Here is a 22,399-nt window from a genome sequence, read left to right on the forward strand (position 1 = left end):
GCCGACCCAGGCAGCCGCGCACGCATCCGCACATCGTCGAGTGGTAGTCGATCAAAGATCTCCTCCGGCCCGCGCTCGACCGGTTGCCTCGGTCCACGGGCCGCTGCCCGCTCACCCCTGTTCGGTTACGAAAACCCCCGCCCGGGCCGCCGCCACCGCCGCGTCGGCCGCGCGCCGCGCCTGCCCGGCGTCGACCGGCTCGTGCGTGATGAACAACCGGTAGTACAGCGAGCCCACGGCCGTGCGCACCACCTCCCCCGCATCGGTACCGGCGGGCAACTCGCCCCGCGTCACCGCCCGTTCGACCACCTGCTCGGCCTGCCCGAGCCGGCCCAGCAGGAACCCGTGCAGGGCCTCGGCCGTGGTCGGCTCGTACACCGCCGCGGCCACCAACGCTCGCGCGGTGGGCCCCCGATCGGGGTCCTCGAACCCGCTCACCACCATCGCGGCGATCGCCCGCAGATCACCCTGCACGGTGCCGGTGTCCGGCAGCGGCCACGGCTCCTCCGCCGCCGAGTCCAACGCGTCCGCGGCCAACCCGGCCGCGTTGCGCCAACGTCGATACACCGTGGTCTTGTGCACCCCCGACCGCGCGGCGACGGCCTCCACGGTCAGCCCGTCGAAACCCTTGTCCGCCAACTCGGCCAACGTGGCCAGCCGCACCGCATCCCGCGTGCGCGCGGTCCGCCCACCGGGCCGCACCCCACCGACGCCGCTCACCGGCCGTCCTCCGATCGCACCGAACCCACCACGATCCACCCCGGCATCCGCATCCGCGCCGACCACATGCGAGCCGACCAAAGGCAACCTGGTTGCATTAGCGCCTCCCCATTCGTCATACTCATACTAACGCGACCAGGTTGCATTAACGACAGGACCCCGCTCGACCGAAGGAACCGTATGGCGACCCCCACCGTCCGCGAATTCCCGCTCACCGGACCCGAGTCCGGGCCGTACGCGATCACCCTCGGCCCCGACGGCGCACTGTGGTTCACCCTCGTGCACTCCGGCCGGATCGACCGGCTCGACCCGGACGGAACGCACACCGGCCACGACCTCGGCGACCCCGAATGCGGCCCGACCGTACTGACCACGGGACCCGACGACGCCCTGTGGTTCACCGAACACAAGGCGCATCGCATCGGCCGGATCACCACCGCCGGCGCGGTGACCCATTTCGACCCGCTCACCCCGGGCTCCGGCCCGTACGGAATCACCGCCGGACCCGACGGCGCGCTGTGGTTCACCGAGACCGTCGCCAATCGCATCGGCCGCATCGACCCGGCCGGCCGCGTCACCGGCTTCGCGCTGCCGATCGCGGACGCGTTTCCGTCCGCGATCACCGCCGGCGCCGACGGCGCACTGTGGTTCACCCTGAACGCCGCCGACGCACTCGGCCGAATCACCACGACCGGCGAGGTGACCGTGCACCCACTGCCCACCCGGGGTGCCGCCCCGGTCGGCATCGCGGCGGCCGCAGACGGCTCGTTGTGGTTCACCGAAATCGGCGCGGGCGCGATCGGTCGACTCGACCGCGCCGGCGGTTACCGGCAATTCCCGCTGCCGGACCCGCAGTCCCGCCCGCACGCGGTGGCGCTGGACACGGCCGGCGACTGTTGGTTCACCGAATGGGGTACCAATCGGGTCGGACGACTCGCCGGTGACGGCACTCTGACGGAGTACGACTTGCCGACCCCCGGAGCCGAACCGCACGGCCTCGTCCAGGGCCCGGACGGCGCGATCTGGGTCGCCCTGGAGGTCGGCGCCCTGGCCCGAATCACTCCCTGAACGACCGGAAAACGCCCTGGTGAGCGCCGATTCACCCGGTCACGGCGAACTCCGCGAACACTCCCGGTCCGACCCTCGGCGAACCCGCCGCACTCCCCGAATGCGCCCTGTCACGCGCCCGCGCGCAACGCGCGGACAAGACACGCGACCCCTTGTCAAATGATGCAAATCGGCCTGAAAAGTGCCTATGGTCGAGACACGGGGGCATCGTCGAGCCCGGCGATGAAGTCACGATGAGGGAGCACCCGATGCTTACCCAATACATCCGTCAGCCCGCGGCGGCCACGCCGACCCAGGCCGGTACCGTCGCGACGCTCATGATCGAGGAGGAGACGACCATCAGTGACGCGCCGCTGTTCGCACCGGAAGACTTCGGTGGCGGACTCCTGGTGCTTGGCTTGCTGTTGTCGCCGAAGCCCCCGAAGGAGCGCTGAACCGGCTCGGATGTCCTTGACATCACCGGTACCGACGGGAAGTTGATCACACAAATGCCCTTCGCCGACACCTCGCCACACGAGGACTACACGGCGGCGGTCGAGCGAGTGGCAGGCCGTGCCCTCGGTGTCCTCATGGACGCCGAGGGCACGGTCGTGCCCGCCGGATTCGCCCCCGCCGATCCTCGCTTGGCCGAACCCCACGACCCCGACGCCGACTTGCCCGGCCTGCGTGTCCTGGGCTCCGACGCACTCGCCCCGCACGTACTGCGCGGCACGCCGCTGCCGACCGACCAGGTCGAGGCCGCCGCCCGCGCGTTCGCCGTGTTCCCGCCCGACACGCTGGGTGCCTCGCCCGAGACCGCGTGGATCATCACCTGGCGCGACTGGGCCACCGCCCACACGCTGACCCGCTTCGGCCTGGCCATGGACGTACCCACGCCAGGCGACGGCGCACAGGTCGCCGACGCGTCGACCTGGCAGTCCTGGTCGGTACGGATGGCCCAACTCTCCTCCCTGGCCCTGCCCGGCCTGGACGGCCCGATCCACGCCGCGGCGCGGCGCAACGCCGAGTCACTGGCCCGCGGTGTGGTGCGCGCGATGTTGCGCCGCGACTACCGCACCGCCGCCCGAATCGCGCGCTGGCTCGCGCTGTTGGCCGCCGACGGCGTCGCCTTCCCCCTGGAGTTGGACCCACTGCTGCGGCACGTGCGCCTGTTCGGCGGCGGCAGCACCCGCACCGTGCTGGACACCCGGATCGCCCAACACGTCACCGGACTGGAGGACTCATGACCGGGGGACTCGCGCGCGGTGACGTGCTCAAGACCGCCCACACGATCGGCTCGCGGGCCCTGCGCTGGTTGCACGACAACGCGCGGTTCGGCCCGTTGCCCACGCACACCGTGGTCGACTTCAACGACCAGGACAGCGCGTACAAGCCGCTCGGCGAAATGGCGTTGGCCTGCTCGCTGGTGCTGCGCGAGGGCGTCGCCGGGCCCGGTGACCTGGCCGCCGCCCGCGCGTTGGTCGAGTTCGCGTGGGGACAGTTCCGCGACGGGGACTTCCTGTACGAACGCCAGGTGCGGCACCCGTTGGTGACCGATCCGCTGGAGACGTACGCGCACTTCGTCCGGGCCGGCATCCGACACGAGCGGATGGATCGTCTGCTGGCGCATCTGAACGAGCTGCGGTCGGTGCACGCGATCGAGATGATGCCCAACCGCCGACTCGCGGTGGCCAACGCGAGTCGGGTCGCGGGGTTGACCCATCGACCGGACTGGCCCGCGCTCGCCGCCGATACGTGGCTGGGGATGACCCCCGAGCCGTGGGTGATCGACTGGATGACCGCGTACCACATGACGCACGCGGTGTTCCACATCACCGACTGGGGGGCGCACCCCGAGCTGTTGCCCACCGAGATCCGCGACTACCTGCGGGTGTGGTTGCCGGTCTGGGTCGACGTGTGGGCCGAGGTCGCCCAATACGACCTGGTGGGCGAGTTGTTGATCGTCGACGCGTGCCTGGCCGAACCGGTGTGCGACGCCCAGGGCTGGCAGACCCTCGCGGCGGCGCAACATCCCAGCGGACTGCTCCCGCGCGACGCGGACCCGGTGGACGAGGATCCGGAGCGGGCGTTCAAGGACCACGAACACACGGCGGTGGTGGCGATCGTGGCCGGCACCGTCACGCTGGCCCGTTCGTTGGGCACCGCGCCCGCGCCCACACTCGGGTGAGCGACGCGTACGCGGCGCCGATCGTGCCGCTGCTGCGGGCCACCCCGGCGTCGAGTGCGCTCGTGGTGGCCACCGTCCGGGCGGGCGAACCCTCGGTGGTGTGTCGCGGGTCGGCGGTGGACGCGGACTCCCGTTTCGAACTGGGCTCGGTGACCAAGACGTTCACCGCGCTGTTGCTCGCCGACGCGGTCGCGCGCGGGGAGGCCCGGTTGGACGATCCGCTGATCACCTACCTGCCGCCGACCGCGCGACCGCGCTGGTCCTCGAACGTCACGCTGCTGCACCTGGCCACGCACACCTCGGGGCTGCCCCGGCTCCCGCGCGGTTCGCTGCGCACGGCACTGCCGGCGTGGTACTCGAATCCGTACGCGGGCTACGACGAGAAGCGGCTGTTCGCGCTGCTGGGCCGGGCCCGGCCACACGCGCGTCCGGGCACCCGGGTGTGCTATTCGAACCTGGGCGTGGGCCTGCTCGGGCACGCGCTCGCGCGGGCCGCCGGGCAGCCCTACCCGGATCTGCTGGTCGCCCGACTGGGTGTGCCGCTGGGCCTGACGATGACCACGTGCGACCCGAACGGGCCGCAGGTGACCGGGTATCTGCACGGCCGGCCGCGACCGCCGTGGCGGATGCCGGGGCTGCCGGCGGCGGGGGCACTGCGCAGCACCGGGACGGACCTGACCCGGTATCTCGCCGCACACCTGGCGCCGGCCGACGTGCAACCGGCCACGCTCGCCGAGGCGTTGGTCCGGGTGCGGCAACCGCGGTTGATCCCGCCGCACTCCGACGATCGGCTCTGTCTGGTCTGGAACCTGCGCCCCCGCACCGGGCACGATCTGATCTTCCATGGTGGAGCGACGCGCGGCTTCAGCGCGTTCGTCGGTTTCAGCCCGCAGGCCGGGGTCGGGCTGGCGGCACTGGTGAACACTGCGGCGGGGCCGCGGGCACCGTTCGTCCAGGTCGCCTACGAATGCCTGCGCGACCTCGCGGCGACGGCTATGGCGGACTGAACCCGAACCGGCGCGCCGGGTATCGAGGTTCGAAGGAACGGGCGGGTGTCTCGGCACCGGCGGCGGGATCCGGTCGCGTCCCGGACAGCCGGGAACGCGGCTCGAACTCCCCTGCCCGGCCGGGCGATCGGTGTACCCGGCCGGGCCGCCGGCCACGTCCCGGCGCCGGTGGGCGCGGGGGTGGGCGGCCCGGCCGGATCGGTGGTTACCCGTTCTCCTCCTCGCCGTCCAGCGCGTCGGCGATCGCGCGCAGCCAGATCACCACCGCCTCGGCGCCCGGGTCGACGGTGCCGATCGCCCGGTCGCCGAGGTAGCTGCTGCGGCCCCGGCGGGCGCTGTGGCCGGCCGTCTCCTCGGTGCCGGCCGCGGCCGCGTCGATCGCCTCGGCCAGACTCGCGCCGCCCACGAGCGCCTCACCCGCCGGTATCAGGGCGTCCAGCATGGTCCGGTCGCCGACCTGCGCACCGCCGAGTTCGCCGATCGCCCGCGCCCCCGCGGCCAGTGCCTCGCGCCACCCGCGCGGCCCGGTGTCCTGCGCGACGACCGCGGCCGCACGCAGCAGCAGCACCGAGTACAGCGGACCGGACGTACCGCCGAGCGCCCGCCGCACGGTGTCCGCCAGGCCGCGCAGCACGGCGGCCGGCGTACCGCCGCCGTACCCGGGCAACTCGCGCCGGATCGCCTCCGCCCCGCGCTCCAGGCTGATGCCCAGGTCGCCGTCGCCGACGATCCGGTCCAGCTCGGTCAGGTGCGGTTCGGCCTCGGTCAGCGCCGCGCACACGGCCTCGATCGCGCGGGTCAGCGGGGTCGGTTCGGTCAGCGGGGTGCCGGCGTCGGCGCTGCCGGGCGCGGGCGCGGCCGGCAGCACGGTGACCGCGCCCACCCGGCCGACCACCGGGGTCGGCCAGGCCGGCGCCGAGGTGGCCGCGTCCAGTCGGGCCAACCGCGCGTCGTCGACCCGGAGCAGGGACAGCGACATGCCGGCCATCTCCAGCGCGGTCAGGAACGGGCCGCGCCAGGCTCGTTCCAGGACCAGGCCCCGACGCGCGAGGTCGTGCGCCGCGCCGCGCAGCACGATGTCCAGTTCCATCGTGGGCGTGCCGCCGAGGTTGTTGACCAGCAGCGCGACCCGGTCGCCGGCGGCCAGGCCGGTCTCCCCGACGATCCGGTCGAGCAGTTCGGTGACGAAGTCGTCGGCGGGGGCGATCCTGTCCCGCCGCACGCCCGCCTCGCCGTGGATGCCCAGGCCCAGTTCGACCTCGTCCTCGCCGAGTTCGAACCCGGGCCGGCCGGCCGCCGGCACCGTGCACGGGGTCAGCGCGACGCCCATCGTGCCGACCGCGCGCGCCGCGGCCGTCGCCTCGGCCGCGACCTCGGCCAGACTCGCGCCGGCCTCCGCCGCCGCGCCCGCGACCTTGTGCACGAACACCGTCCCGGCGATCCCGCGTCGGCCCGCGGTGTCGTCGCCGGTCGCGAGCGCCACGTCGTCGGCGACCACGACGGTCTCGACCGCGATCCCCTCGGCCCGCGCCAGCTCGGCGGCGAGCCCGAAGTTGAGCCGGTCCCCGGTGTACGACTTGACCACCAGCAACACGCCCGCCGGCCCGGCGACCGTGCGGATCGCGGCCAGGATGGTGTCGGTGGACGGGGAGGTGAACACGTCCCCCGACACGGCCGCGGTGAGCATCCCGGGCCCGACATAGCCCGCGTGCGCGGGTTCGTGGCCGGCTCCGCCACCGGAGATCACCGCGACTCGGCCGCGCTCGGCGTGGGCCCGGGCGTCGGCGCGCAGCGCGACGTTCGCATCGGCCAGCAGCGCGATGTCGGGATGGGCGAGGGCGAGTCCCTCGAGCATCTCGGGGACGACGTCGCGGGCGGCGTTGATCAGCTTCTTCATGGCTGAATCTCTACCTTCAAGCGCACCGGACCAACCCCATCGGGGGCGCGCGGATCACGCGCGATCGGGTGCGTTGTCCGGTGTCCCGGCCGACCCCGGTGCCTGTTACTCCATGGACACCGGCGCACGCACCTTCCGGGAGGCGCTCGGGCGCGGGACGCCGTCCACCGACACGCAGATCCCGTAGACGCGGGCCTGCGACGTCCAGCCGTTGGCGCGGCCCCGGTTGTTGCTGATCTGCACGCGCGCACGGGCGCCGTCCAGCGCGGAGACCAGGTGGAGGTACATCTTTCCGGCGACCCGGGCGAGCACGATGTCACCGATTTCGAGGCGGGCCGGGTCGACCGGCGCGACGGTCACGAGTTGGCGACTGCGAATAAGCGGGACCATGGAGGCCCCGCGCGGGCGAAACTCGACGGTGGCGCCGTGCGCCACCTTGGCGGCCATGCTGTCCATCATCCCCATCGCGCACCAGGATGACGGATGAGCGCCGAGCCTGCCACGGGTTTTTTTCGCGCCGTCGGGCAGCCTGCCCGACGCCCTCTTGGCGAACCCGGTTGCCGGGAAATGCGGGGGCCGGACACAATTGCCCGACCAACGAACGGCGGCGGCGACGGTTGCGGCGACCGCCCGTACCACCAGCGGGGGCACGTGTGATCGGGACCGGCGCGATACTCGGGGTGAGCGCGGTGGCGCTCGGGATGGTGCTGACGCCCGGGCCGAACATGATGTACGTGACCTCGCGCAGCATCACCCAGGGCCGCCGGGCCGGCCTGGTGTCGCTGCTCGGCGTGGGGCTCGGCTTCCTGATCTACATGTCGATGGCCAACCTCGGTCTGTCCGCGGTGTTCCTGGTGGTGCCGGAGTTGTACACGGCGGTCAAGCTCGCCGGCGCGGCCTATCTCGGCTGGCTCGCCTGGCAGGCGCTGCGGCCCGGTGGCGTGTCGGCGTTCGCGCCGCAGGAACTGGCGCCGGACTCGAATCGGCGGCTGTTCACCATGGGTCTGTTGACGAACCTGTTGAACCCCAAGGCCGCGATCATGTACCTGTCGCTGATCCCGCAGTTCGTCGATCCGGCCGCCGGACACGTGCTGCTCCAGGGATTCGCGCTGGGCAGCATCCAGATCCTGATCAGTCTCACGGTGAACACGATCCTGGTGCTCGCGGCCGGCACCATCGCGGTGTTCCTGGCCCGGCGGCCGTCCTGGCTGCGGATTCAGCGCTACCTGATGGGCACCGTCCTGGGCGGTCTCGCGATCAAGCTGGCCACCGATCGGAGCCACCCGGCCACCGCGTAACCGGCGCCGCGGCCTATCCGGCCCGGTCCGGCGCGGGTGCCGGCTCGGGTGCGGGTGCCGGGGCGGTGCGCTTGCGGGCCACCTCGCGTGCGTACTCGGGCAGTTCCGCGACGTCGAGCAGTCGTGGCAGCAGGTCGGCCTCGGTGGTCAGGGCCCGGAAACACTCGCCGATGGTGAGGTCGTGGGCGGGGCGGGAGACGATCGTGATCCCGTCCCCCGCGACGATCTCGCCCGGTTCGATCACCCGAAGGTAGGTGCCCGGCAGGGCGCGTTCGGTGAACCTGCGTACCCAGCGCCGCTCGTCCAGCCACAGCGCGAAGGTCGCACACGGGATGCGCGGGGCGGACACCTCCAACAGCGGTCCGGCGGCGCCCACTCGCCAGCGCTCACCGATCAGCGCGGCCTCCAGGTCCAGGCCGGAGGTGGTGAGGTTCTCGCCGAAGCTGCCGTTGCCCAGTTCGCGCCCGAGCTCGCCGGCCCACATGTCGAGGTTCTCGCGGCCATAGGCGTAGACGGCCTGATCGTGTCCGCCGTGGTGTTGTCGGTCGAATACCCGGTCGCCGACCAGGCCGCTGCCCGGTTCCTCGGCTCCGGGTCCGGGCGGGCGCACGGAGACCGCGTGGTCGACGGGTCGTTTGTCGATCCCGGTCGTTTCGACCCCGGACCCGGTCGGGTTGGGGCGCGGCCGGGCCAGGTTCACCGATATCACGTGCGGCATGTCCGCAGGCTACCGGGCCGGCGGCGGCCGGGATCGGGCCGATTGCGCGAGCACCGACCGCGTATCCGGGCCGGACCGGGGCAAAAAGCTGATATCGGCGCCCTCGGGGACGCCGCGGCCCGTCTGTCCGGGCTTCAGGGAGGGACCACGACATGAGTTCGCTGTCGAAGACGCTCAAGAAGATCCAGGGTTACATCCGCCGCAATCCGCGTCAGGTCGAGCAGGGCCGTCGGCTCGTGCGCGACCGGCTCGGCCGTCGGCGCGGCGGCAGCGGGCAGGGCCCGGGCAACCCGCCGAGCAACTCGCCCGACAACACCGGCTGATCCGACGATCCGGGGCGAACGTGCCGCGCTCGTCGGCGAGTCCGGTGCGTTCACCCCGGATTTTCGTGCGCGCGGCCCGGGTTCACGGGCGGCGCCCCGGGTCTCCGTGATCGAGCGCGGCGACGCTCATCCGATCAGGGTGCGTTTGGCTCGCACGACACAGAATTCGTTGCCCTCGGGGTCGGCCAGTACCGTCCACGACTCGTCGCCGGTCTGGCCGACGTCCACGCGGCGGGCGCCGAGGGCGAGGACCCGCTCGATCTCCGCCTCCCGCTCGCCGGGTCCGGCGCCCGGGGTCAGGTCCAGGTGCAGCCGGTTCTTGACCGCCTTGACCTCGGTCACCGGCATGAAACAGATGCCGATCGGCGCGCCCGGCTCGGTCCCGACGACCACCTCGCGCTCGCGCTCCGACAGGATCTCCCACCCCAGCACGTCGGCCCGGAAGCGGGCGAGGCCGGGCAGGTCGTGTGCGTCGATCACGATGTGATGCAGCGAAATGGCCATGCCCGCCATTGTGTGCCGCGGGATCGAGCGGGCCAACGGGATTACCGCCCGCGGGCGCGGCCGCTCGTTCCGTCGCCGGCGCGGCCTCCGCCGGTAGCGAAAAGGGTGTTCGTGTCACACTGGCCCGCATGCCGAAGTCCGCCGCCGAGGTGCGCGCACATCTGGAGACGTTCTACGACGCGGTCGCACGTCGGGCCGCTCACGCGGAGACATTCGGCGGACTGACCCTGTTCGTCCGGGATGGCCAGGGCTGGCCCCGGTACGCACGTCCCACGCTCGGCGGCTCCGTCGAGCCCACCGCCGCGGATGTACGCGCGGTGCGGGCACGACAGAGAGAGTTGAAAGTGCCCGAGTCGTTCGAATGGGTCGACGAGACCACCCCCGCGCTGCGCGCGGCCGCGATCGAGGCCGAGTTGCATGTGCACGAGCACCCGCTGATGGTGCTCGATCCCGCCGAACGCCCCGCCGAACGACCGTTCCTGCCGGACCTGGTGACGGTGCGTCGGATCCGGGCGGACGCGACCGATCTGGCGATCGTGCACAGCGTCGCGGCGGTCGGCTTCGCGAATCCGGGCACCGCGTCCGGCACCGACGGTCCGACCGAGCGGGACACCGCCGCCCTGGGCCAGGACCCGGACCTGCTGTCCTACCTCAACGAGCGGCTGCGCTCCGGCGAGACGGTGATGTACGCCGCGTACGGCCCGACCGGACCGTTGTGCGTGGGCAGCTACCAGCATCTGTACGACACCACCGAGATCGTCGGCGTGGCCACCCTCCCCGCGGCCCGACGCGGCGGCCTCGCGGCGGCGGTGACCTGGGAGCTGGCCGGGCACGCGCTCGACGACGGGAGCGAGACGGTGTTCCTGTCCGCGGGCGACGAGGACGTGGCCCGGATGTACGGCCGGCTCGGCTTCCGGTCGGTGGGCACCTCGATGATCGCGGACGCGCCGTGAGCGGGCCGGAACCCGAGCCGGCTCCCGAGCGGCCGCTCGTGCTGCCGATCCCGCCGGGCCGCAATCCCACCGCCGCCGAGATGGCCGCCGCACACGGCCGGAGCATCCCGGACGTGATCGGGCCCAACCTTCGGGTGTTGTTCTGCGGGATCAACCCGGGCCTGTGGTCCGGGGCCACCGACCGGCACTTCGCCCGGCCCGGGAACCGGTTCTGGCCCGCGCTGTACGCGAGCGGGTTCACGCCCCGGCTGCTCGCGCCGACCGAGCAGCAGCGGTTGCTCGCACTCGGCCTCGGCATCACCAACGTGGTGGCCCGCACCACCGCCCGCGCGGACGAGTTGACCAAGGACGAGTACCGGGCGGGCGGCGCGGCGCTCACCGCCCGGGTGCACGCGTACCGACCGGCCTGGCTGGCGGTGCTGGGCATCGGTGCGTACCGGACCGGCTTCGGCCGGCCCAAGGCGGTGGTCGGCCGGCAGCCCGAGACGATCGGCGACACCGGGATCTGGGTGTTGCCCAATCCCAGCGGCCTGAACGCGCACTGGACGGCGGCGGCGCTGGCCGAGGCGTTCGCCGAACTGCGGGTGGCGAGCGATCCGGACCCGGGCCCGGATTCGGCGGCCCCACCCGGACCGGGCGGCGCGCCGCCCGCGTGACGGGCGGGTCGGGTCCGTTTCGACGACCTGTATCCGAGTCGACACGTCAACCGACCGAGTGGCATCACCCGGTTGGTGGTTACTTCACGCCGTCTTGCACGGTTGGGTCGGCATGAAGATCCTGCGAGCCCCGTTCGGGCCGTGGCCCACCGAGACGTTCGAGACCCCCGTTTACGAGGCGTTGGTCGCCGAGTGGCGCGACTCGGGTCGGGAGGTGCCGCGACCGGTGGACCGACCGCACGACCGACCGGCCCGGCACGCGCGCCCGGCCCGGCCCGGGCCGCGCACCGGTCGCCCCTGATCCGCGCACCGCGCGTCCCACGCGTCCCGGGGCGAACCACCCCACCGCCGCCCCGGCGGCGGTCCGTGGTACGTCGAGAATCGCGACACGACACAACACCTGGGGGTGCGACGACCACCCCGCCACTACATATATGCTCTGCGACGTAGCTGGTTCGCCGTTCCGAGTTCAGCGGAACGGCGAGGCAAGAGGGAACCCGGTGCGAAGCCGGGACTGCCCCGCAACGGTGAGCGGGAACGAACGTCGTCCTGGAGCGCCGAACGCCGAGAGGCATTCGGGGCCCGACGACCATGGGGAACTCCGCGGTCCGCCGAGCACGTCGTGCCCGGTGGTGCCCCGGCATGCCCGCGAGTCCGAATACCTGCCGGCTGCCCGTGCCCTCGGGCGCGGGGTCACTGTACGTACGAGCTCGCGAGGAGAGAGCACGTGACCGTTGTGGACAGCGTGGGCACGACCCGGATGCGGATCGACGAAAGCCCCGAGGAGCAACTCGCGACCCTGGTGCGCACCCAGGCGCGCGATCTGCCGGAGGTCGATCCGGATCGGGTCGTCCGCCGGGTCGTCGCGGGTCTGAACGAGGGCGCGGACCGGGCCGCCGCCGCGGACCTGGCGGTGCGTACCGCCGCCGAACTGATCGCCGAGGAGCCCGGCTACTCGCGGCTCGCCGCGCGCCTGCTCGCCGGCCGGATCGCCGACGAGGCGTTCGAGGCCGGCGCCGGTTCGTTCAGCGCCGGCATCGCGCTGGGCCGCCGGGAGGGCATCATCGGCGCGGAGACCGCGGCGTTCGTCGCCCGGCACGCCGCCGAGTTGGACGCCGCCGTGGACGTCGAGGGCGACCGCCGGTTCGAGTACTTCGGCCTGCGCACCGTGTACGACCGCTACCTGCTGCGCCACCCGGTCTCGCGCAAGGTGGTCGAGACGCCGCAACACTTCCTGCTGCGCGTCGCATGCGGCCTGGCCCAGGAGCCCGGCGAGGCGATCGGCTTCTACCGGCTGATGTCCTCGCTGGCCTACCTGCCCAGTTCGCCGACGTTGTTCAACTCCGGCACGGTGCACACCCAGATGTCCTCGTGCTACCTGCTCGACTCGCCCAAGGACGAGCTGGAGTCGATCTACGAGATGTACGGGCGGATCGCCCGGCTGTCGAAGTTCGCCGGCGGCATCGGTGTGGCCTGGTCGCGGGTGCGTTCGCGCGGCTCGCTGATCCGGGGCACCAACGGGCACTCCAACGGCATCGTGCCGTGGCTCAAGACGCTCGACTCGTCGGTGGCCGCGGTCAACCAGGGCGGCCGGCGCAAGGGCGCGGCCTGCGTCTACCTGGAGACCTGGCACCCGGACATCCTGGAGTTCCTCGAACTGCGCGAGAACACCGGCGAGGACGCGCGCCGCACGCACAACCTCAACCTGGCCAACTGGGTGCCGGACCTGTTCATGCGCCGGGTCGAGGAGGACGGCGTCTGGTCGCTGTTCGACCCGAACGAGCTGCCCGAACTGCCGGACCTGTGGGGCGCCGAGTTCGACAAGGTCTACGAAGCCGCCGAGCGGGACGGCCGGTTCGTCCGGCAGTTGCCCGCCCGCGACCTGTACGCCCGGATGATGCGCACGCTCGCGCAGACCGGCAACGGCTGGATGACCTTCAAGGACGCCGCCAACCGCACCTGCAACCAGGCCGCGGAGCCGGGCAACGTGGTGCACCTGTCCAACCTGTGCACCGAGATCCTGGAGGTCACCAGCGACGGCGAGACGGCCGTGTGCAACCTCGGCTCGGTCAACCTCGGCGCGCACGTGGTCGCCGGGGAGGGCATGGACTGGGACAAGCTGCGCGCGACGGTCCGCACCGCGGTGGTCTTCCTGGACCGCGTGATCGACATCAACTACTACCCGACCGAGCAGGCCGCCGCGTCCAACCCGCGCTGGCGTCCGGTGGGTCTGGGTCTGATGGGCCTGCAGGACGTGTTCTTCACGCTCGGCCTGCCGTTCGACTCGGCCGAGGCGCGCGAGTTGTCCACGCTGATCTCCGAGGAGATCTACCTCACCGCGCTGGAGACCTCCTCGGCGCTCGCCGAGGTGCACGGCCCGCACCCGGCCTACGCCGAGACGCACGCCGCGCGCGGTCGGCTCCAGCCGGACCTGTGGGAGGGCGTGTACCCCACGCAGACCAAGCGCTGGGACGCGCTGCGCACCCGGGTGGCCGAGCACGGGTTGCGCAACTCGCTGCTGGTGGCGATCGCGCCGACCGCGACGATCGCCTCGATCGCGGGCGCCTACGAGTGCATCGAGCCGCAGGTGTCGAACCTGTTCAAGCGCGAGACGTTGTCCGGCGAGTTCCTCCAGATCAACGCCTACCTGGTGCGCGAGCTCAAGGCCCGCGGCCTGTGGACCCCGCAGGTCCGCGACCGGATCAAGCGTGCCGAGGGCTCGGTCCAGGGCATCGCCGAACTCCCGGCCGACGTGCGCGAGTTGTACCGCACCGCGTGGGAGCTTCCGCAGCGCGCGCTGATCGACCTGGCGGCGGCTCGTTCGCCGTACATCGACCAGTCGCAGTCGCTGAACCTGTTCATGGCCGACCCGACCATCGGCAAGCTGTCCTCGATGTATCGCTACGCGTGGTCGACCGGCCTGAAGACCACGTACTACCTGCGTTCGCGCCCCGCGACGCGGATCCAGCAGGCGACCGTGCCGGCCCAGGCGGCGGCCGCACCGGTCGAGGAGATCTCGGACCTCGAGGTCATCGCCTGCTCGCTGGAGAACCCCGAAGCCTGTGAGGCGTGCACGTGAGCCTGCTCGATCCCGGAATGAACCTCACGCTGCGTCCGATGCAGTATCCGGACTTCTACGAGAAGTACCGCGCGGCGATCCGCAACACCTGGACGGTCGAAGAGGTCGACCTGCACAGCGACCTCGCCGACCTGGACAAGCTCAGCCCGGCCGAACGCCACCTCGTGCAGCGCCTGGTCGCGTTCTTCGCGACCGGTGACACGATCGTGGCGAACAATCTGGTGCTGAACCTGTACCGGCACATCAACTCGCCCGAGGGCCGGTTGTACCTGTCGCGGCAACTCTTCGAAGAGGCCGTCCATGTGCAGTTCTACCTGACCCTGCTGGACACCTACATGCCCGACCACGAGGAGCGCGAGCAGGCGTTCGCCGCGGTCGAGCACATTCCCTCGATCCGGCGCAAGGCGGAGTTCTGCTTCCGCTGGATCGACTCGGCGATGGGCCTGGACCGGCTCGAATCGCGGGAGGACCGGCGGCAGTTCCTGCTCAACCTGATCTGCTTCGCGGCGTGCATCGAGGGCCTGTTCTTCTACGGCGCCTTCGCCTACGTCTACTTCCTGCGCTCGCGCGGGCTGCTCAACGGTCTCGCCTCGGGCACCAACTGGGTCTTCCGCGACGAGTCCGCGCACATGGACTTCGCCTTCTCCGTCGTGGAGACGGTGCGGGCCGAGGAGCCGGACCTGTTCGACGACGAACTCGCCGAGGACGTCCGGCGCATGCTGGCCGAGGCGGTCGAGGCGGAGACGGCGTTCGCCGAGGATCTGCTCCAGGGCGGCGTGTCCGGGATGACGGTCGCGGACATGCGCTCCTACCTGGAGCACGTGGCCGACCGCCGGCTGGCCCAGTTGGGCATGGCCCCGGTCTACGGCTCGGCGAACCCGTTCGGCTTCATGGAGCTCCAGGACGTGCAGGAGTTGTCCAACTTCTTCGAGCGGCGGGTCTCCGCGTACCAGGTCGCGGTCACCGGATCGGTGTCTTTCGACGAGGACTTCTGAGCCTGCGGCACCGCACACGACGAGAGCGCCTGTCGTCCCGGAAACGGGCCGGCACGGCGCTCTCGTCGTGTGCGGGCGGCCGTGCCGGCGGATCCGCTCAAGGGCGTGCCGTCGCCCGGCGGCGCAGGACCGCGGCGGTGGCCTCGTCGGCGGGCAGGAACGCCTCCAGATGCAGTTCGGCCAGGGTGACGTCGGTGGCCGTCGCGAAGGACGTCAGCGTGGTCAGCAGGCGCAGCTCGCCCGCGCCGTCGGGCTCGGCCAGGCGCAGCGGGACCGCGAAGCCCAGGTGGTCGGGGCCGAGTTCGGCATCCGGGACGTAGCCGCGCAGTTCCTCGATGAAGGCGTCCAGGAGCGGATCCGGGCTGCGCAGCGCCTGGGCGCGCATGTTCTCCAGCACGTGCCGGCCCCACGCGTTCAGGTTGCGCACCCGCGGCGCCATGCCCTCGGGATGCAGCATCAGCCGCAACATGTTCATCGGGGACCGGAGCAGTTCCGGGGACGCTCCCTCGGTCAGCACGTCGATCGCCGCGTTCGCGGCCACGATCTGCCCGTACGGACGCAACACCATCGCCGGGTAGGGCAGATGGCCTTCGAGTACCGCGCGCAGCGCGTCGTGGACCGGGCGCAACATCGGTGCGTCCAGGTCGGATTCGGGGAAGACCGGCGCGTATCCGGCGGTGTGCAGCAGCGCGTTGCGCTCGCGCAGGGACAGGCCGAGCGATTCGGCGAGTCGGATGATCATCGTGCGGCCGGGGCGGGATCGGCCGCTCTCGATGAAGCTGAGATGCCGTTGGGAGGTCTCCGCGCGGGCGGCGAGTTCGAGTTGGCTCAGCCGTCGGGCGGTGCGCCAGCGGCGCAACTCGGCGGGGAAGTCCGGGCCGTGGGTCCGGGTCGTCGTGGTGCTCATGGGGCAGTTCTAGGCAGCCGAGGGTATCGCCGGCAATTCCCTCGCGGGAATTGTCCGGCTCGGGCGCCGCTCGCATGATCCTTCCCACGGCCCGCCGAACGGGTGGGCCGATCGGTCCGGGAGGGCACCTTGATGAAGAGCTGTCACCTGCGGCCCGGTGCCGGCATCGACGGCCTCGCCCTGCGTGGGCACGAGCGGCCCGAGCCGGGCCCCGGTGAGGTGTCGGTCCGGATCCGGGCGACCTCGCAGAGTCGGCGGGAACTGCTGGTCCTGGACGGGCACCACCCGCTGCCGGTGCTGCCGGACACCGTCCCCGGTGGTGCCGGGGTCGGCGAGGTGGTCGCGATCGGCGCGGGCGTCACCCGGGTACGGCCGGGCGACCGGGTGGCCGCGACCGTGTTCCCGGACTGGATCGACGGGCCGTTCGCCCTGGATCGCGCCGCGCAGTTGGGCAGTTCGCGCGACAGCGTGCTGACCGAGTTCGCGGTGGTCGGCGAACAGGCCCTGGTGCACCTTCCCGGGCATCTGTCCTTCGCGGAGGCCGCCGCCTTCCCGCTGACCGCGGTGACCGCGTGGAACGCGTTGACCGGGGGCCGGGCGTTGTTGCCCGGCGAGACGGTGCCGACCCTGGGCACCGGTGCCGTGTCGTTGTTCGCGGTGCAGTTCGCCAAGCTGTTCGGCGCGCGGGTGATCGCCACCACGTCGAGTCCGGACAAGGCGGCGCGGCTGCGGGCGCTGGGTGCGGACGAGGTGGTCGACTACCGCGAACACCCGTGCTGGGGCGAGCGGGTGCGGCGGGTGAGCGGCGGGCGCGGGGTCGACCGGGTGGTGGACGTCGCGGGCGAGCCGACCCAGTCGCTCGCGGCGACCGCGCTCGGCGGCGAGATCGCCTTCGCCGGGCACCGGTTGGGCGCGGACGCCTCCGACGCGTCGCCCGCCGCGGCGGCGTTGTTCACGGTGGGCGCGGTGTTGCGTCCGCTCGCGGTGGGCAGCCGGGCGCAGTTCGAGGCGCTGAATCGCGCGGTGGAGGTGGCCCGGCTGCGCCTGCCGATCCACCGCGAGCTGTCCTTCGACGAGGTTCCGGAGGCACTGCGCTACTACCGCCAGGGCAGCTTCATGGGCAATGTGGTGATCGACCACGCCTGAGCCCGCTGCGCGCCCGTCGCGGGTGCCGGGGTGGGCCGGCCTGGGGAACCGCGCTCATCGCTCCCGTAGGGTCGCCCGGCCCACCCGGCGCAGGTACGCGGCGCGGTTTCGCCGGCCGCCCTGGGCGCGGTCCAGTGCCAGGCCGGCCCGGCGGCCGCGCAGCGTGAGCGTCATCAGGTGGTTGCCGAACCATGGTCCGCCCAGCTTCGTCCACTCGACCGGCAGCGGGGCCAGTCGCGCGTGTCGGGCCAGGACGCGGCCCAGTCCGGTCGCGGTGCGGCCCCAGCCGAAACGGAAGCCGACCCGGATCGCGGGCGGGACCGAGTTGTGCACCGGCGAGCAGGTCAACTGGTAGACCCGGGCCGACTCGCCCCGGTCATCCCCGGCCCCCGGCCCCTCCCCCGGGACGGGCCAATACACCTCGGCCGCGTACGCGTGGTGCACGTCCCCGGACAACACGCACACGGTCGCCGGCGGCGGCCCACCCGCGCGGGGCCCGTGCAGGGCGATCCGGCCGATCAGCGCGGACAACGCCTCGAACGACTCACGGAACGCGGCCCAGTGCTCCAGGTCGCCCGCCCGTCGCAGCCACTCGCTGCACGCCGCGACCCGCGGCCCCCGGGCACCCGCGCACAGCGCCTCGTTCCACGACTCCAGGTCGTGGATGCCGTGCGGCAGCAGCCAGGGCAGCGAGGTGCCGATCAGCAGGTGGTCGTAGCCGCCCTCGTCCGCCTGTTCGGTGATCCAGGCCAGCTCGTCCGCGCCGATCATCGCCCGGCCGTCGCCGGTGAGCACGCGGCCCGCGCGCGAGTCGACCATCAACAGGCGGGTCCGGCCGAAGTCGCGTCGATAACTCCACCGCGTCCCGCTTTTGCCGTCCGCCTCGGCGTCCGCGCGCAGGGCGAACTCGTGTAGCAGCGGCCCGACATCCTCGCCCGGCGCCGCTGCCCGGACCGCCGCGAGCAGTTCGTCGCGCGCCAGCGCGGCCGGGTCGAGATTGCCCACGTGCTGGTAGATCCAGTACGACGCGAGCGCGCCCGCGATCCGCTCGGACCACCAGTCGGTGGCGGCCATCTCGGTGCGCCACGCGTGCGAGGTGTTCCAGTCGTCGATCACGTCGTGGTCGTCGAAGATCATCGCGCTCGGCACCGTGGACAACAACCAACGGATCTGTGGATCGGACCACGACTCGTGATAGAGCAGCGTGTACTCCTCGAAGTCGGCGATCTGCGGCCCCGGCGCCTTGGTCAGGTCACGCCGCCGCGCGAGCCGGTTCCGCATCGCGCGCGAGGTCTCGTCCGCGTACACCTGATCGCCGAGCAACAGCAGGGCGTCCGGCAGCGGTTCGTCCGGCGAGCGCATCAGCCGGCGGGCCAGCGTGTCCAGCGCGTCCGGGTCCATCCGGCGCTCCTCGCCCGCCTCGGTGCTCGGCGGACTCGACCAGCGACAGGACCCGAACACCACGTTCAGGTCCTGCTGGACCTCGTCCGAGGCGGTACGCAGCACGCTCGGCGGCTGGGTCGAGTGCTCCTGCGGCCAGCACACCCGCCCGTCCAGCAACACCCGGTACTCCCGCGACCGCCCGGGGGCCAGCCCGTCGAGCACCACCAGCACGTAGTGGTGCCCGAACACGTTCCAGGTGCCGGCCTCGGCCACGCCGTCCTCGCACGCCACGGTCACCACGCACGGCCCGTCGGTCTCCACCCACACGGTGGCACTCGTACGATCCACGTGCCGCAGCACGGGACCGAGCAACAACTCGGCCATCGTCCTCGGCCCTCCCCACCCTCGTCGACGCTCTCCGCGCCAGGCGCCTGCCCGGAACGGCCGGCACCAATACTCGCCTGCCGGCGGGCTCTTGGATACGTTATGCGGCTCCGGTGGCCCGGCGTCGTCGAGCCATTACCGGATGCGGCGTGGTCGAGCGGTTACGGTATGCGTGACCGAGCCGCTCCCGCGCCACATCGGAGGCCGTGTCGTGTTCGATCCGCGTCGGCGCACACCCGCGAGCAGCCGGTGACCGGGCGTTCGGCGGTCACGCGGCCGGTGTTCGACGCGCACCTGCACATCGTCGATCCGCGCTTCCCGCTCGTCGCCAATCACGGCTACCTGCCGCCGACCTTCACCGTCGCCGACTACCTGGCCCGGGTCGCCTCGCTCGGCGTGACCGGTGGCGCGGTGGTGTCCGGTTCGTTCCAGGGCCTCGATCGCACCCATCTGCTCGACGCGCTGCGCCGGCTGGGTCCGGGCTTCGTGGGGGTCGCCCGACTCCCGGCCGACGTCGCGGATCACACGATCCGCGAGCTGGACGCGGCGGGCGTGCGGGCGATCCGGTACAACATCCGTCGTGGCGGATCCGCGCGGATCGAGGAGTTGCCCCGGCTCGCCCGTCGGGTGCACGACCTGGTCGGGTGGCATGTCGAGTTGTACCTCGACGCCCGCGACCTGCCCGACCTGGCGCCCGTCGTGGCCACGCTGCCGAAGCTGAGCATCGACCACCTGGGCCTGTCCCGGGAGGGCCTGCCGCAACTGCTGCGCCTGGTCGAGCGCGGGGCCTACGTCAAGGCCACCGGTTTCGGCCGGGGCGACCTGGACGTACCCGCCGCGCTGCGGGCCGTGCTCGCCGTCGCCCCGCACGCGCTGGTGGCCGGTACCGACCTGCCGTCCACCCGGGCGCCCAGGCCGTTCCGGGACAGCGATCTCGACCTGATCGCGGAGGCGGCCGGCCCGGATCTGGCCGGCGCCGTGCTGCACGACAACGCGCGGGCCCTGTATCGGCCGCGCGGGGGCGGGGCGGGGTGACCCGGGCGGCGTCGGCGGACTGGGCGCGGTCGGGTCGGTCGACTCGGTCGACTCAGTCGGCTCGGTCGGGTCGATCGGGTCGATCGGGTCGATCGGGTCGATCGGGTCGATCGGCGGCCAACGCGCGGACCGTGTCCATGTCGTCCGCCTCTGCCGCGGTCTTGTCCTCGCGGTAGCGCAGCACCCGGGCGAACCGCAGTGCCAATCCGCCCGGATAGCGGGTACTGGTCTGCAGGCCGTCGAAGGCGATCTCGACCACGAGTTCGGGCCGTACCCATACGGTCCAGTCGTCGCGGCGGACGGCCAATTCCTGCAACCGCTCGGTCTGCCACGCGAGCAACTCGTCGGTGAGCCCCTTGAACGTCTTGCCGAGCATCACGAACCCGTCCCCGCCCGGATCCCGAGCGCCCAGGTGCAGATTGCTCAGCGTCCCGCGCCGACGCCCGTGGCCCCACTCGGCGGCCAGCACCACCAGGTCCAGGGTGTGCCGCGGCTTGACCTTGACCCACCCGGCGCCGCGCCGACCCGCCGTGTAGGGGGTGTCCGGCGACTTGACCAGCACGCCCTCGTGCCCACGCGCGACCGCGTCGGCGAAGAACGCGTTCGCGGCCGCGTCGTCCCCGGTGACCAGCCGAGGCACCAACAGCCCGGCCGGCGCGAGCGCTTCGAGCGCGGCCCAGCGCTCGGCGCCCGGTCGGTCGATCAGGTCCGCGCCGTCCACGTGCAACACGTCGAACAGGTACACCGTCAACGGCGTCTCGGCCCGCAGCCGCGCGGCGTCGCGGGTGCCGGTCCGGGACGCGGTGATCTGGAACGGGTGCGGCCGGCCGTCCGGGCGCAGGGCGATCGCCTCGCCGTCCAGCACCGCGGTACGCCCCGGCAGCGCGCGCACCAGCTCGACCAGTTCCGGGACGCGCGTGGTGATGTCGTCCAGGCTGCGGGTGAACACCGCGACCCGGTCGCCGTCACGGTGGATCTGTACCCGGATGCCGTCGATCTTCCATTCCAGCGCGACCTCGGCCTCCGGGTCCTTGGCCCGCAGCTTGGCCAGCGCGGCGGGCACGTCCGGCGCCGAGGCGGCCAGCATCGGGCGCACCGGGTGGCCCACCTCCAGCGTGAACGCGGCGAGCGCGGCCGTGCCGCCGGCCAGCGCCGCGGCGGCCACCGGGCCGGCGGCACCGCGCAACATCAGCGCCCGGCGTACCGCCGCCGGCGGGACCTCGGCGGCCCGCGCGACGGCGTCCGCCATCACGCCGTCCAGCGCGCCTTGGCGCACCTCGCCGACCAGCAATCCGATCAGGAACCGCTGCTCGACGGCGGTGGCCCGGGCGAACAACGCTTCGAGCAGCGCCCGTCGGGCGGCCTGCGACCCGGCGCCGGTGGTGCTCCCGATCGCCTCCAGCGCGGCATCCACCTCCAGCAGTGTCAACGACGGCTCGGCGGCCGGCGCCGGCAACTCGCGCAACGCGGCGGGCCCGACCCCGATCTGCCGCTGGGTCAACGCACCGGCCAGATAGGCCACCACGACGGTCGCCTCCGCCGGATCCGCGCGCCGCAAACACCCGGCCACCAACTCCGCCTTCGCACTCCGCCCCGCCTCCCCGGCAATCTCCCGAGACGCAACGGCCACATCACCGAACAACAACCCCACACCCACCACTCCTCACGCCAGCGCCATCCCCCAGCACCATCGCCCCACTCCGCCCGGTCCACACCCTGAGCAACCATCCGGCGGCGGGGTGGGGAGAGGGGTGGCGTGTGGGCGGGGCGGAGAGGGCGGGCGGGGCGGCCAGGGGGCGGGGCCGGCGAAACGGCTCGGGCGCGGGGCCTGGCGAAGCGGTCAGGGGCGGGACGCGGTGGGGTGGGGCGGGGCCGGTGGGGTGGGTGGGGCCGGTGGAGTGGGGCGGTCATGCGCAGCGGGGGTGAGTCGGGCCCGGGGGCTGGGGAGGTCGCGGGCGGAGCGGGCCGGTTGGATCGAGTCGTGAGCCGAAATCCGACCACCGGGGCGGGGACGCGAACGGAGCGAGACGCGCCGCCCCAGTCGCGAGCCGAACCCGACCACCGGAGGCAAGAACACGAGCGCAGCGAGACACACCACCCGAGACGCGAGCCGAACCCGACCACCGGAGGCAAGAACACGTGCGGAGCGAGACACACCA

22 protein-coding genes and 1 riboswitch are annotated in these 22,399 nt (G+C 72.5%); of the genes, 14 read left to right on the forward strand and 8 right to left on the reverse strand.

From position 1 onward, the window contains the following. Positions 1-111: 111 nt before the first annotated feature. Positions 112-720 (reverse strand): TetR/AcrR family transcriptional regulator, encoded by a 609-nt coding sequence (locus ACFXMF_RS25205; protein WP_360320547.1) that lies wholly within the window; start codon positions 718-720, stop codon positions 112-114. A gap of 180 nt (positions 721-900) precedes the next feature. Here ACFXMF_RS25205 and ACFXMF_RS25210 point away from each other — a divergent pair, with 180 nt between their 5' ends. From ACFXMF_RS25210 to ACFXMF_RS25230, 5 genes are all read left to right on the forward strand, one after another. Continuing rightward, positions 901-1,788: a virginiamycin B lyase gene (locus ACFXMF_RS25210; RefSeq protein WP_360320544.1), complete on the forward strand. Its 888-nt coding sequence runs from the start codon at positions 901-903 to the stop codon at positions 1,786-1,788. Positions 1,789-2,036: 248 nt separating this feature from the next. Continuing rightward, the gene (locus ACFXMF_RS25215; protein WP_360320541.1) at positions 2,037-2,222 is read left to right on the forward strand and encodes a hypothetical protein; all 186 of its coding nucleotides are present in this window, start codon (positions 2,037-2,039) and stop codon (positions 2,220-2,222) included. 42 nt (positions 2,223-2,264) lie between these two features. Then, positions 2,265-3,014: a hypothetical protein gene (locus ACFXMF_RS25220; protein WP_360320538.1), complete on the forward strand. Its 750-nt coding sequence runs from the start codon at positions 2,265-2,267 to the stop codon at positions 3,012-3,014. Further along, on the forward strand, positions 3,011-3,955 hold the full coding sequence (locus tag ACFXMF_RS25225; protein WP_379990244.1) for a DUF6895 family protein: 945 nt from the start codon (positions 3,011-3,013) through the stop codon (positions 3,953-3,955). Before ACFXMF_RS25220 ends, ACFXMF_RS25225 begins: the two co-directional genes overlap by 4 nt. Beyond that, positions 3,952-4,962 carry a serine hydrolase domain-containing protein gene (locus ACFXMF_RS25230; RefSeq protein ID WP_360320532.1) on the forward strand — a complete coding sequence of 337 codons (1,011 nt, stop codon included), beginning with the start codon at positions 3,952-3,954 and terminating at the stop codon, positions 4,960-4,962. Before ACFXMF_RS25225 ends, ACFXMF_RS25230 begins: the two co-directional genes overlap by 4 nt. A gap of 205 nt (positions 4,963-5,167) precedes the next feature. Here the strand turns inward: ACFXMF_RS25230 and ACFXMF_RS25235 are convergent, their stop codons facing one another. Together ACFXMF_RS25235 and ACFXMF_RS25240 are read right to left on the reverse strand one after the other, a co-directional pair. Beyond that, complete coding sequence (locus tag ACFXMF_RS25235) at positions 5,168-6,859, reverse strand: dihydroxyacetone kinase family protein (RefSeq protein WP_380020787.1); 1,692 nt, start codon at positions 6,857-6,859, stop codon at positions 5,168-5,170. A gap of 105 nt (positions 6,860-6,964) precedes the next feature. Beyond that, positions 6,965-7,306, reverse strand: coding sequence for a S26 family signal peptidase (locus tag ACFXMF_RS25240; protein ID WP_360320526.1), 342 nt, complete (start codon positions 7,304-7,306; stop codon positions 6,965-6,967). 254 nt (positions 7,307-7,560) lie between these two features. Between ACFXMF_RS25240 and ACFXMF_RS25245 the strand changes: the two genes are divergently transcribed. Continuing rightward, the gene (locus tag ACFXMF_RS25245) at positions 7,561-8,157 is read left to right on the forward strand and encodes a LysE family translocator (RefSeq protein WP_360320631.1); all 597 of its coding nucleotides are present in this window, start codon (positions 7,561-7,563) and stop codon (positions 8,155-8,157) included. Positions 8,158-8,170: 13 nt separating this feature from the next. Here ACFXMF_RS25245 and ACFXMF_RS25250 read toward each other — a convergent pair whose 3' ends face one another. After that, positions 8,171-8,875, reverse strand: a complete 705-nt coding sequence (locus tag ACFXMF_RS25250) for an MOSC domain-containing protein (protein ID WP_360320523.1) — start codon at positions 8,873-8,875, stop codon at positions 8,171-8,173. Positions 8,876-9,027: 152 nt separating this feature from the next. Between ACFXMF_RS25250 and ACFXMF_RS25255 the strand changes: the two genes are divergently transcribed. Beyond that, a complete protein-coding gene (locus tag ACFXMF_RS25255) occupies positions 9,028-9,198 on the forward strand; it encodes a hypothetical protein (RefSeq protein ID WP_360320520.1) in 171 nt (56 codons plus the stop codon). 126 nt (positions 9,199-9,324) lie between these two features. On the opposite strand, the gene ACFXMF_RS25260 is transcribed toward ACFXMF_RS25255, so the two are convergent. After that, positions 9,325-9,702, reverse strand: coding sequence for a VOC family protein (locus ACFXMF_RS25260; protein WP_379991939.1), 378 nt, complete (start codon positions 9,700-9,702; stop codon positions 9,325-9,327). Positions 9,703-9,830: 128 nt separating this feature from the next. Here ACFXMF_RS25260 and ACFXMF_RS25265 point away from each other — a divergent pair, with 128 nt between their 5' ends. From ACFXMF_RS25265 to ACFXMF_RS25285, 5 genes are all read left to right on the forward strand, one after another. Next, entirely contained in the window at positions 9,831-10,655 is an 825-nt protein-coding gene (locus tag ACFXMF_RS25265) for a GNAT family N-acetyltransferase (RefSeq protein WP_360320514.1), read from the forward strand. Between the two features lie 80 nt (positions 10,656-10,735). After that, positions 10,736-11,311 (forward strand): G/U mismatch-specific DNA glycosylase, encoded by a 576-nt coding sequence (gene mug / locus ACFXMF_RS25270; protein ID WP_360320628.1) that lies wholly within the window; start codon positions 10,736-10,738, stop codon positions 11,309-11,311. 112 nt (positions 11,312-11,423) lie between these two features. Next, entirely contained in the window at positions 11,424-11,612 is a 189-nt protein-coding gene (locus ACFXMF_RS25275; RefSeq protein WP_360320511.1) for a hypothetical protein, read from the forward strand. A gap of 133 nt (positions 11,613-11,745) precedes the next feature. After that, a riboswitch (cobalamin riboswitch) is annotated at positions 11,746-11,996 on the forward strand. 75 nt (positions 11,997-12,071) lie between these two features. After that, a complete protein-coding gene (locus tag ACFXMF_RS25280; RefSeq protein ID WP_379991941.1) occupies positions 12,072-14,390 on the forward strand; it encodes a ribonucleoside-diphosphate reductase subunit alpha in 2,319 nt (772 codons plus the stop codon). A gap of 17 nt (positions 14,391-14,407) precedes the next feature. Next, entirely contained in the window at positions 14,408-15,385 is a 978-nt protein-coding gene (locus ACFXMF_RS25285) for a ribonucleotide-diphosphate reductase subunit beta (RefSeq protein ID WP_360320622.1), read from the forward strand. 97 nt (positions 15,386-15,482) lie between these two features. Here the strand turns inward: ACFXMF_RS25285 and ACFXMF_RS25290 are convergent, their stop codons facing one another. Continuing rightward, positions 15,483-16,292: a helix-turn-helix transcriptional regulator gene (locus tag ACFXMF_RS25290; protein WP_360320508.1), complete on the reverse strand. Its 810-nt coding sequence runs from the start codon at positions 16,290-16,292 to the stop codon at positions 15,483-15,485. Positions 16,293-16,424: 132 nt separating this feature from the next. On the opposite strand from ACFXMF_RS25290, the gene ACFXMF_RS25295 reads away from it, so the two are divergent. Then, positions 16,425-17,438: an NAD(P)-dependent alcohol dehydrogenase gene (locus tag ACFXMF_RS25295; protein ID WP_379992356.1), complete on the forward strand. Its 1,014-nt coding sequence runs from the start codon at positions 16,425-16,427 to the stop codon at positions 17,436-17,438. A 54-nt stretch (positions 17,439-17,492) separates the two neighbouring features. Here the strand turns inward: ACFXMF_RS25295 and ACFXMF_RS25300 are convergent, their stop codons facing one another. Beyond that, positions 17,493-19,205: an alkaline phosphatase D family protein gene (locus ACFXMF_RS25300; RefSeq protein WP_379992354.1), complete on the reverse strand. Its 1,713-nt coding sequence runs from the start codon at positions 19,203-19,205 to the stop codon at positions 17,493-17,495. 249 nt (positions 19,206-19,454) lie between these two features. Here ACFXMF_RS25300 and ACFXMF_RS25305 point away from each other — a divergent pair, with 249 nt between their 5' ends. Then, complete coding sequence (locus ACFXMF_RS25305; protein WP_379992353.1) at positions 19,455-20,240, forward strand: amidohydrolase family protein; 786 nt, start codon at positions 19,455-19,457, stop codon at positions 20,238-20,240. 52 nt (positions 20,241-20,292) lie between these two features. Here ACFXMF_RS25305 and ACFXMF_RS25310 read toward each other — a convergent pair whose 3' ends face one another. After that, positions 20,293-21,885 carry an ATP-dependent DNA ligase gene (locus ACFXMF_RS25310; protein ID WP_379992357.1) on the reverse strand — a complete coding sequence of 531 codons (1,593 nt, stop codon included), beginning with the start codon at positions 21,883-21,885 and terminating at the stop codon, positions 20,293-20,295. Positions 21,886-22,399 lie beyond the last annotated feature (514 nt).

This window comes from Embleya sp. NPDC059213 (assembly GCF_042754445.1).
Classification (GTDB): domain Bacteria; phylum Actinomycetota; class Actinomycetes; order Streptomycetales; family Streptomycetaceae; genus Embleya.

What these genes read in the sequence shown, in the direction of transcription:
- ACFXMF_RS25210 (WP_360320544.1), top strand. Translation starts at nt 901, where the DNA reads ATGGCGACCCCCACCGTCCGCGAATTCCCGCTCACCGGACCCGAGTCC.
- ACFXMF_RS25215 (WP_360320541.1), top strand. Translation starts at nt 2,037, where the DNA reads ATGCTTACCCAATACATCCGTCAGCCCGCGGCGGCCACGCCGACCCAG.
- ACFXMF_RS25225 (WP_379990244.1), top strand. Translation starts at nt 3,011, where the DNA reads ATGACCGGGGGACTCGCGCGCGGTGACGTGCTCAAGACCGCCCACACG.
- ACFXMF_RS25235 (WP_380020787.1), bottom strand. Translation starts at nt 6,859, where the DNA reads ATGAAGAAGCTGATCAACGCCGCCCGCGACGTCGTCCCCGAGATGCTC.
- ACFXMF_RS25240 (WP_360320526.1), bottom strand. Translation starts at nt 7,306, where the DNA reads ATGGCCGCCAAGGTGGCGCACGGCGCCACCGTCGAGTTTCGCCCGCGC.
- ACFXMF_RS25245 (WP_360320631.1), top strand. Translation starts at nt 7,561, where the DNA reads ATGGTGCTGACGCCCGGGCCGAACATGATGTACGTGACCTCGCGCAGC.
- ACFXMF_RS25250 (WP_360320523.1), bottom strand. Translation starts at nt 8,875, where the DNA reads ATGCCGCACGTGATATCGGTGAACCTGGCCCGGCCGCGCCCCAACCCG.
- ACFXMF_RS25255 (WP_360320520.1), top strand. Translation starts at nt 9,028, where the DNA reads ATGAGTTCGCTGTCGAAGACGCTCAAGAAGATCCAGGGTTACATCCGC.
- ACFXMF_RS25260 (WP_379991939.1), bottom strand. Translation starts at nt 9,702, where the DNA reads ATGGCCATTTCGCTGCATCACATCGTGATCGACGCACACGACCTGCCC.
- ACFXMF_RS25265 (WP_360320514.1), top strand. Translation starts at nt 9,831, where the DNA reads ATGCCGAAGTCCGCCGCCGAGGTGCGCGCACATCTGGAGACGTTCTAC.
- mug (WP_360320628.1), top strand. Translation starts at nt 10,736, where the DNA reads ATGGCCGCCGCACACGGCCGGAGCATCCCGGACGTGATCGGGCCCAAC.
- ACFXMF_RS25275 (WP_360320511.1), top strand. Translation starts at nt 11,424, where the DNA reads ATGAAGATCCTGCGAGCCCCGTTCGGGCCGTGGCCCACCGAGACGTTC.
- ACFXMF_RS25280 (WP_379991941.1), top strand. Translation starts at nt 12,072, where the DNA reads ATGCGGATCGACGAAAGCCCCGAGGAGCAACTCGCGACCCTGGTGCGC.
- ACFXMF_RS25285 (WP_360320622.1), top strand. Translation starts at nt 14,408, where the DNA reads ATGAACCTCACGCTGCGTCCGATGCAGTATCCGGACTTCTACGAGAAG.
- ACFXMF_RS25290 (WP_360320508.1), bottom strand. Translation starts at nt 16,292, where the DNA reads ATGAGCACCACGACGACCCGGACCCACGGCCCGGACTTCCCCGCCGAG.
- ACFXMF_RS25295 (WP_379992356.1), top strand. Translation starts at nt 16,425, where the DNA reads ATGAAGAGCTGTCACCTGCGGCCCGGTGCCGGCATCGACGGCCTCGCC.
- ACFXMF_RS25300 (WP_379992354.1), bottom strand. Translation starts at nt 19,205, where the DNA reads ATGGCCGAGTTGTTGCTCGGTCCCGTGCTGCGGCACGTGGATCGTACG.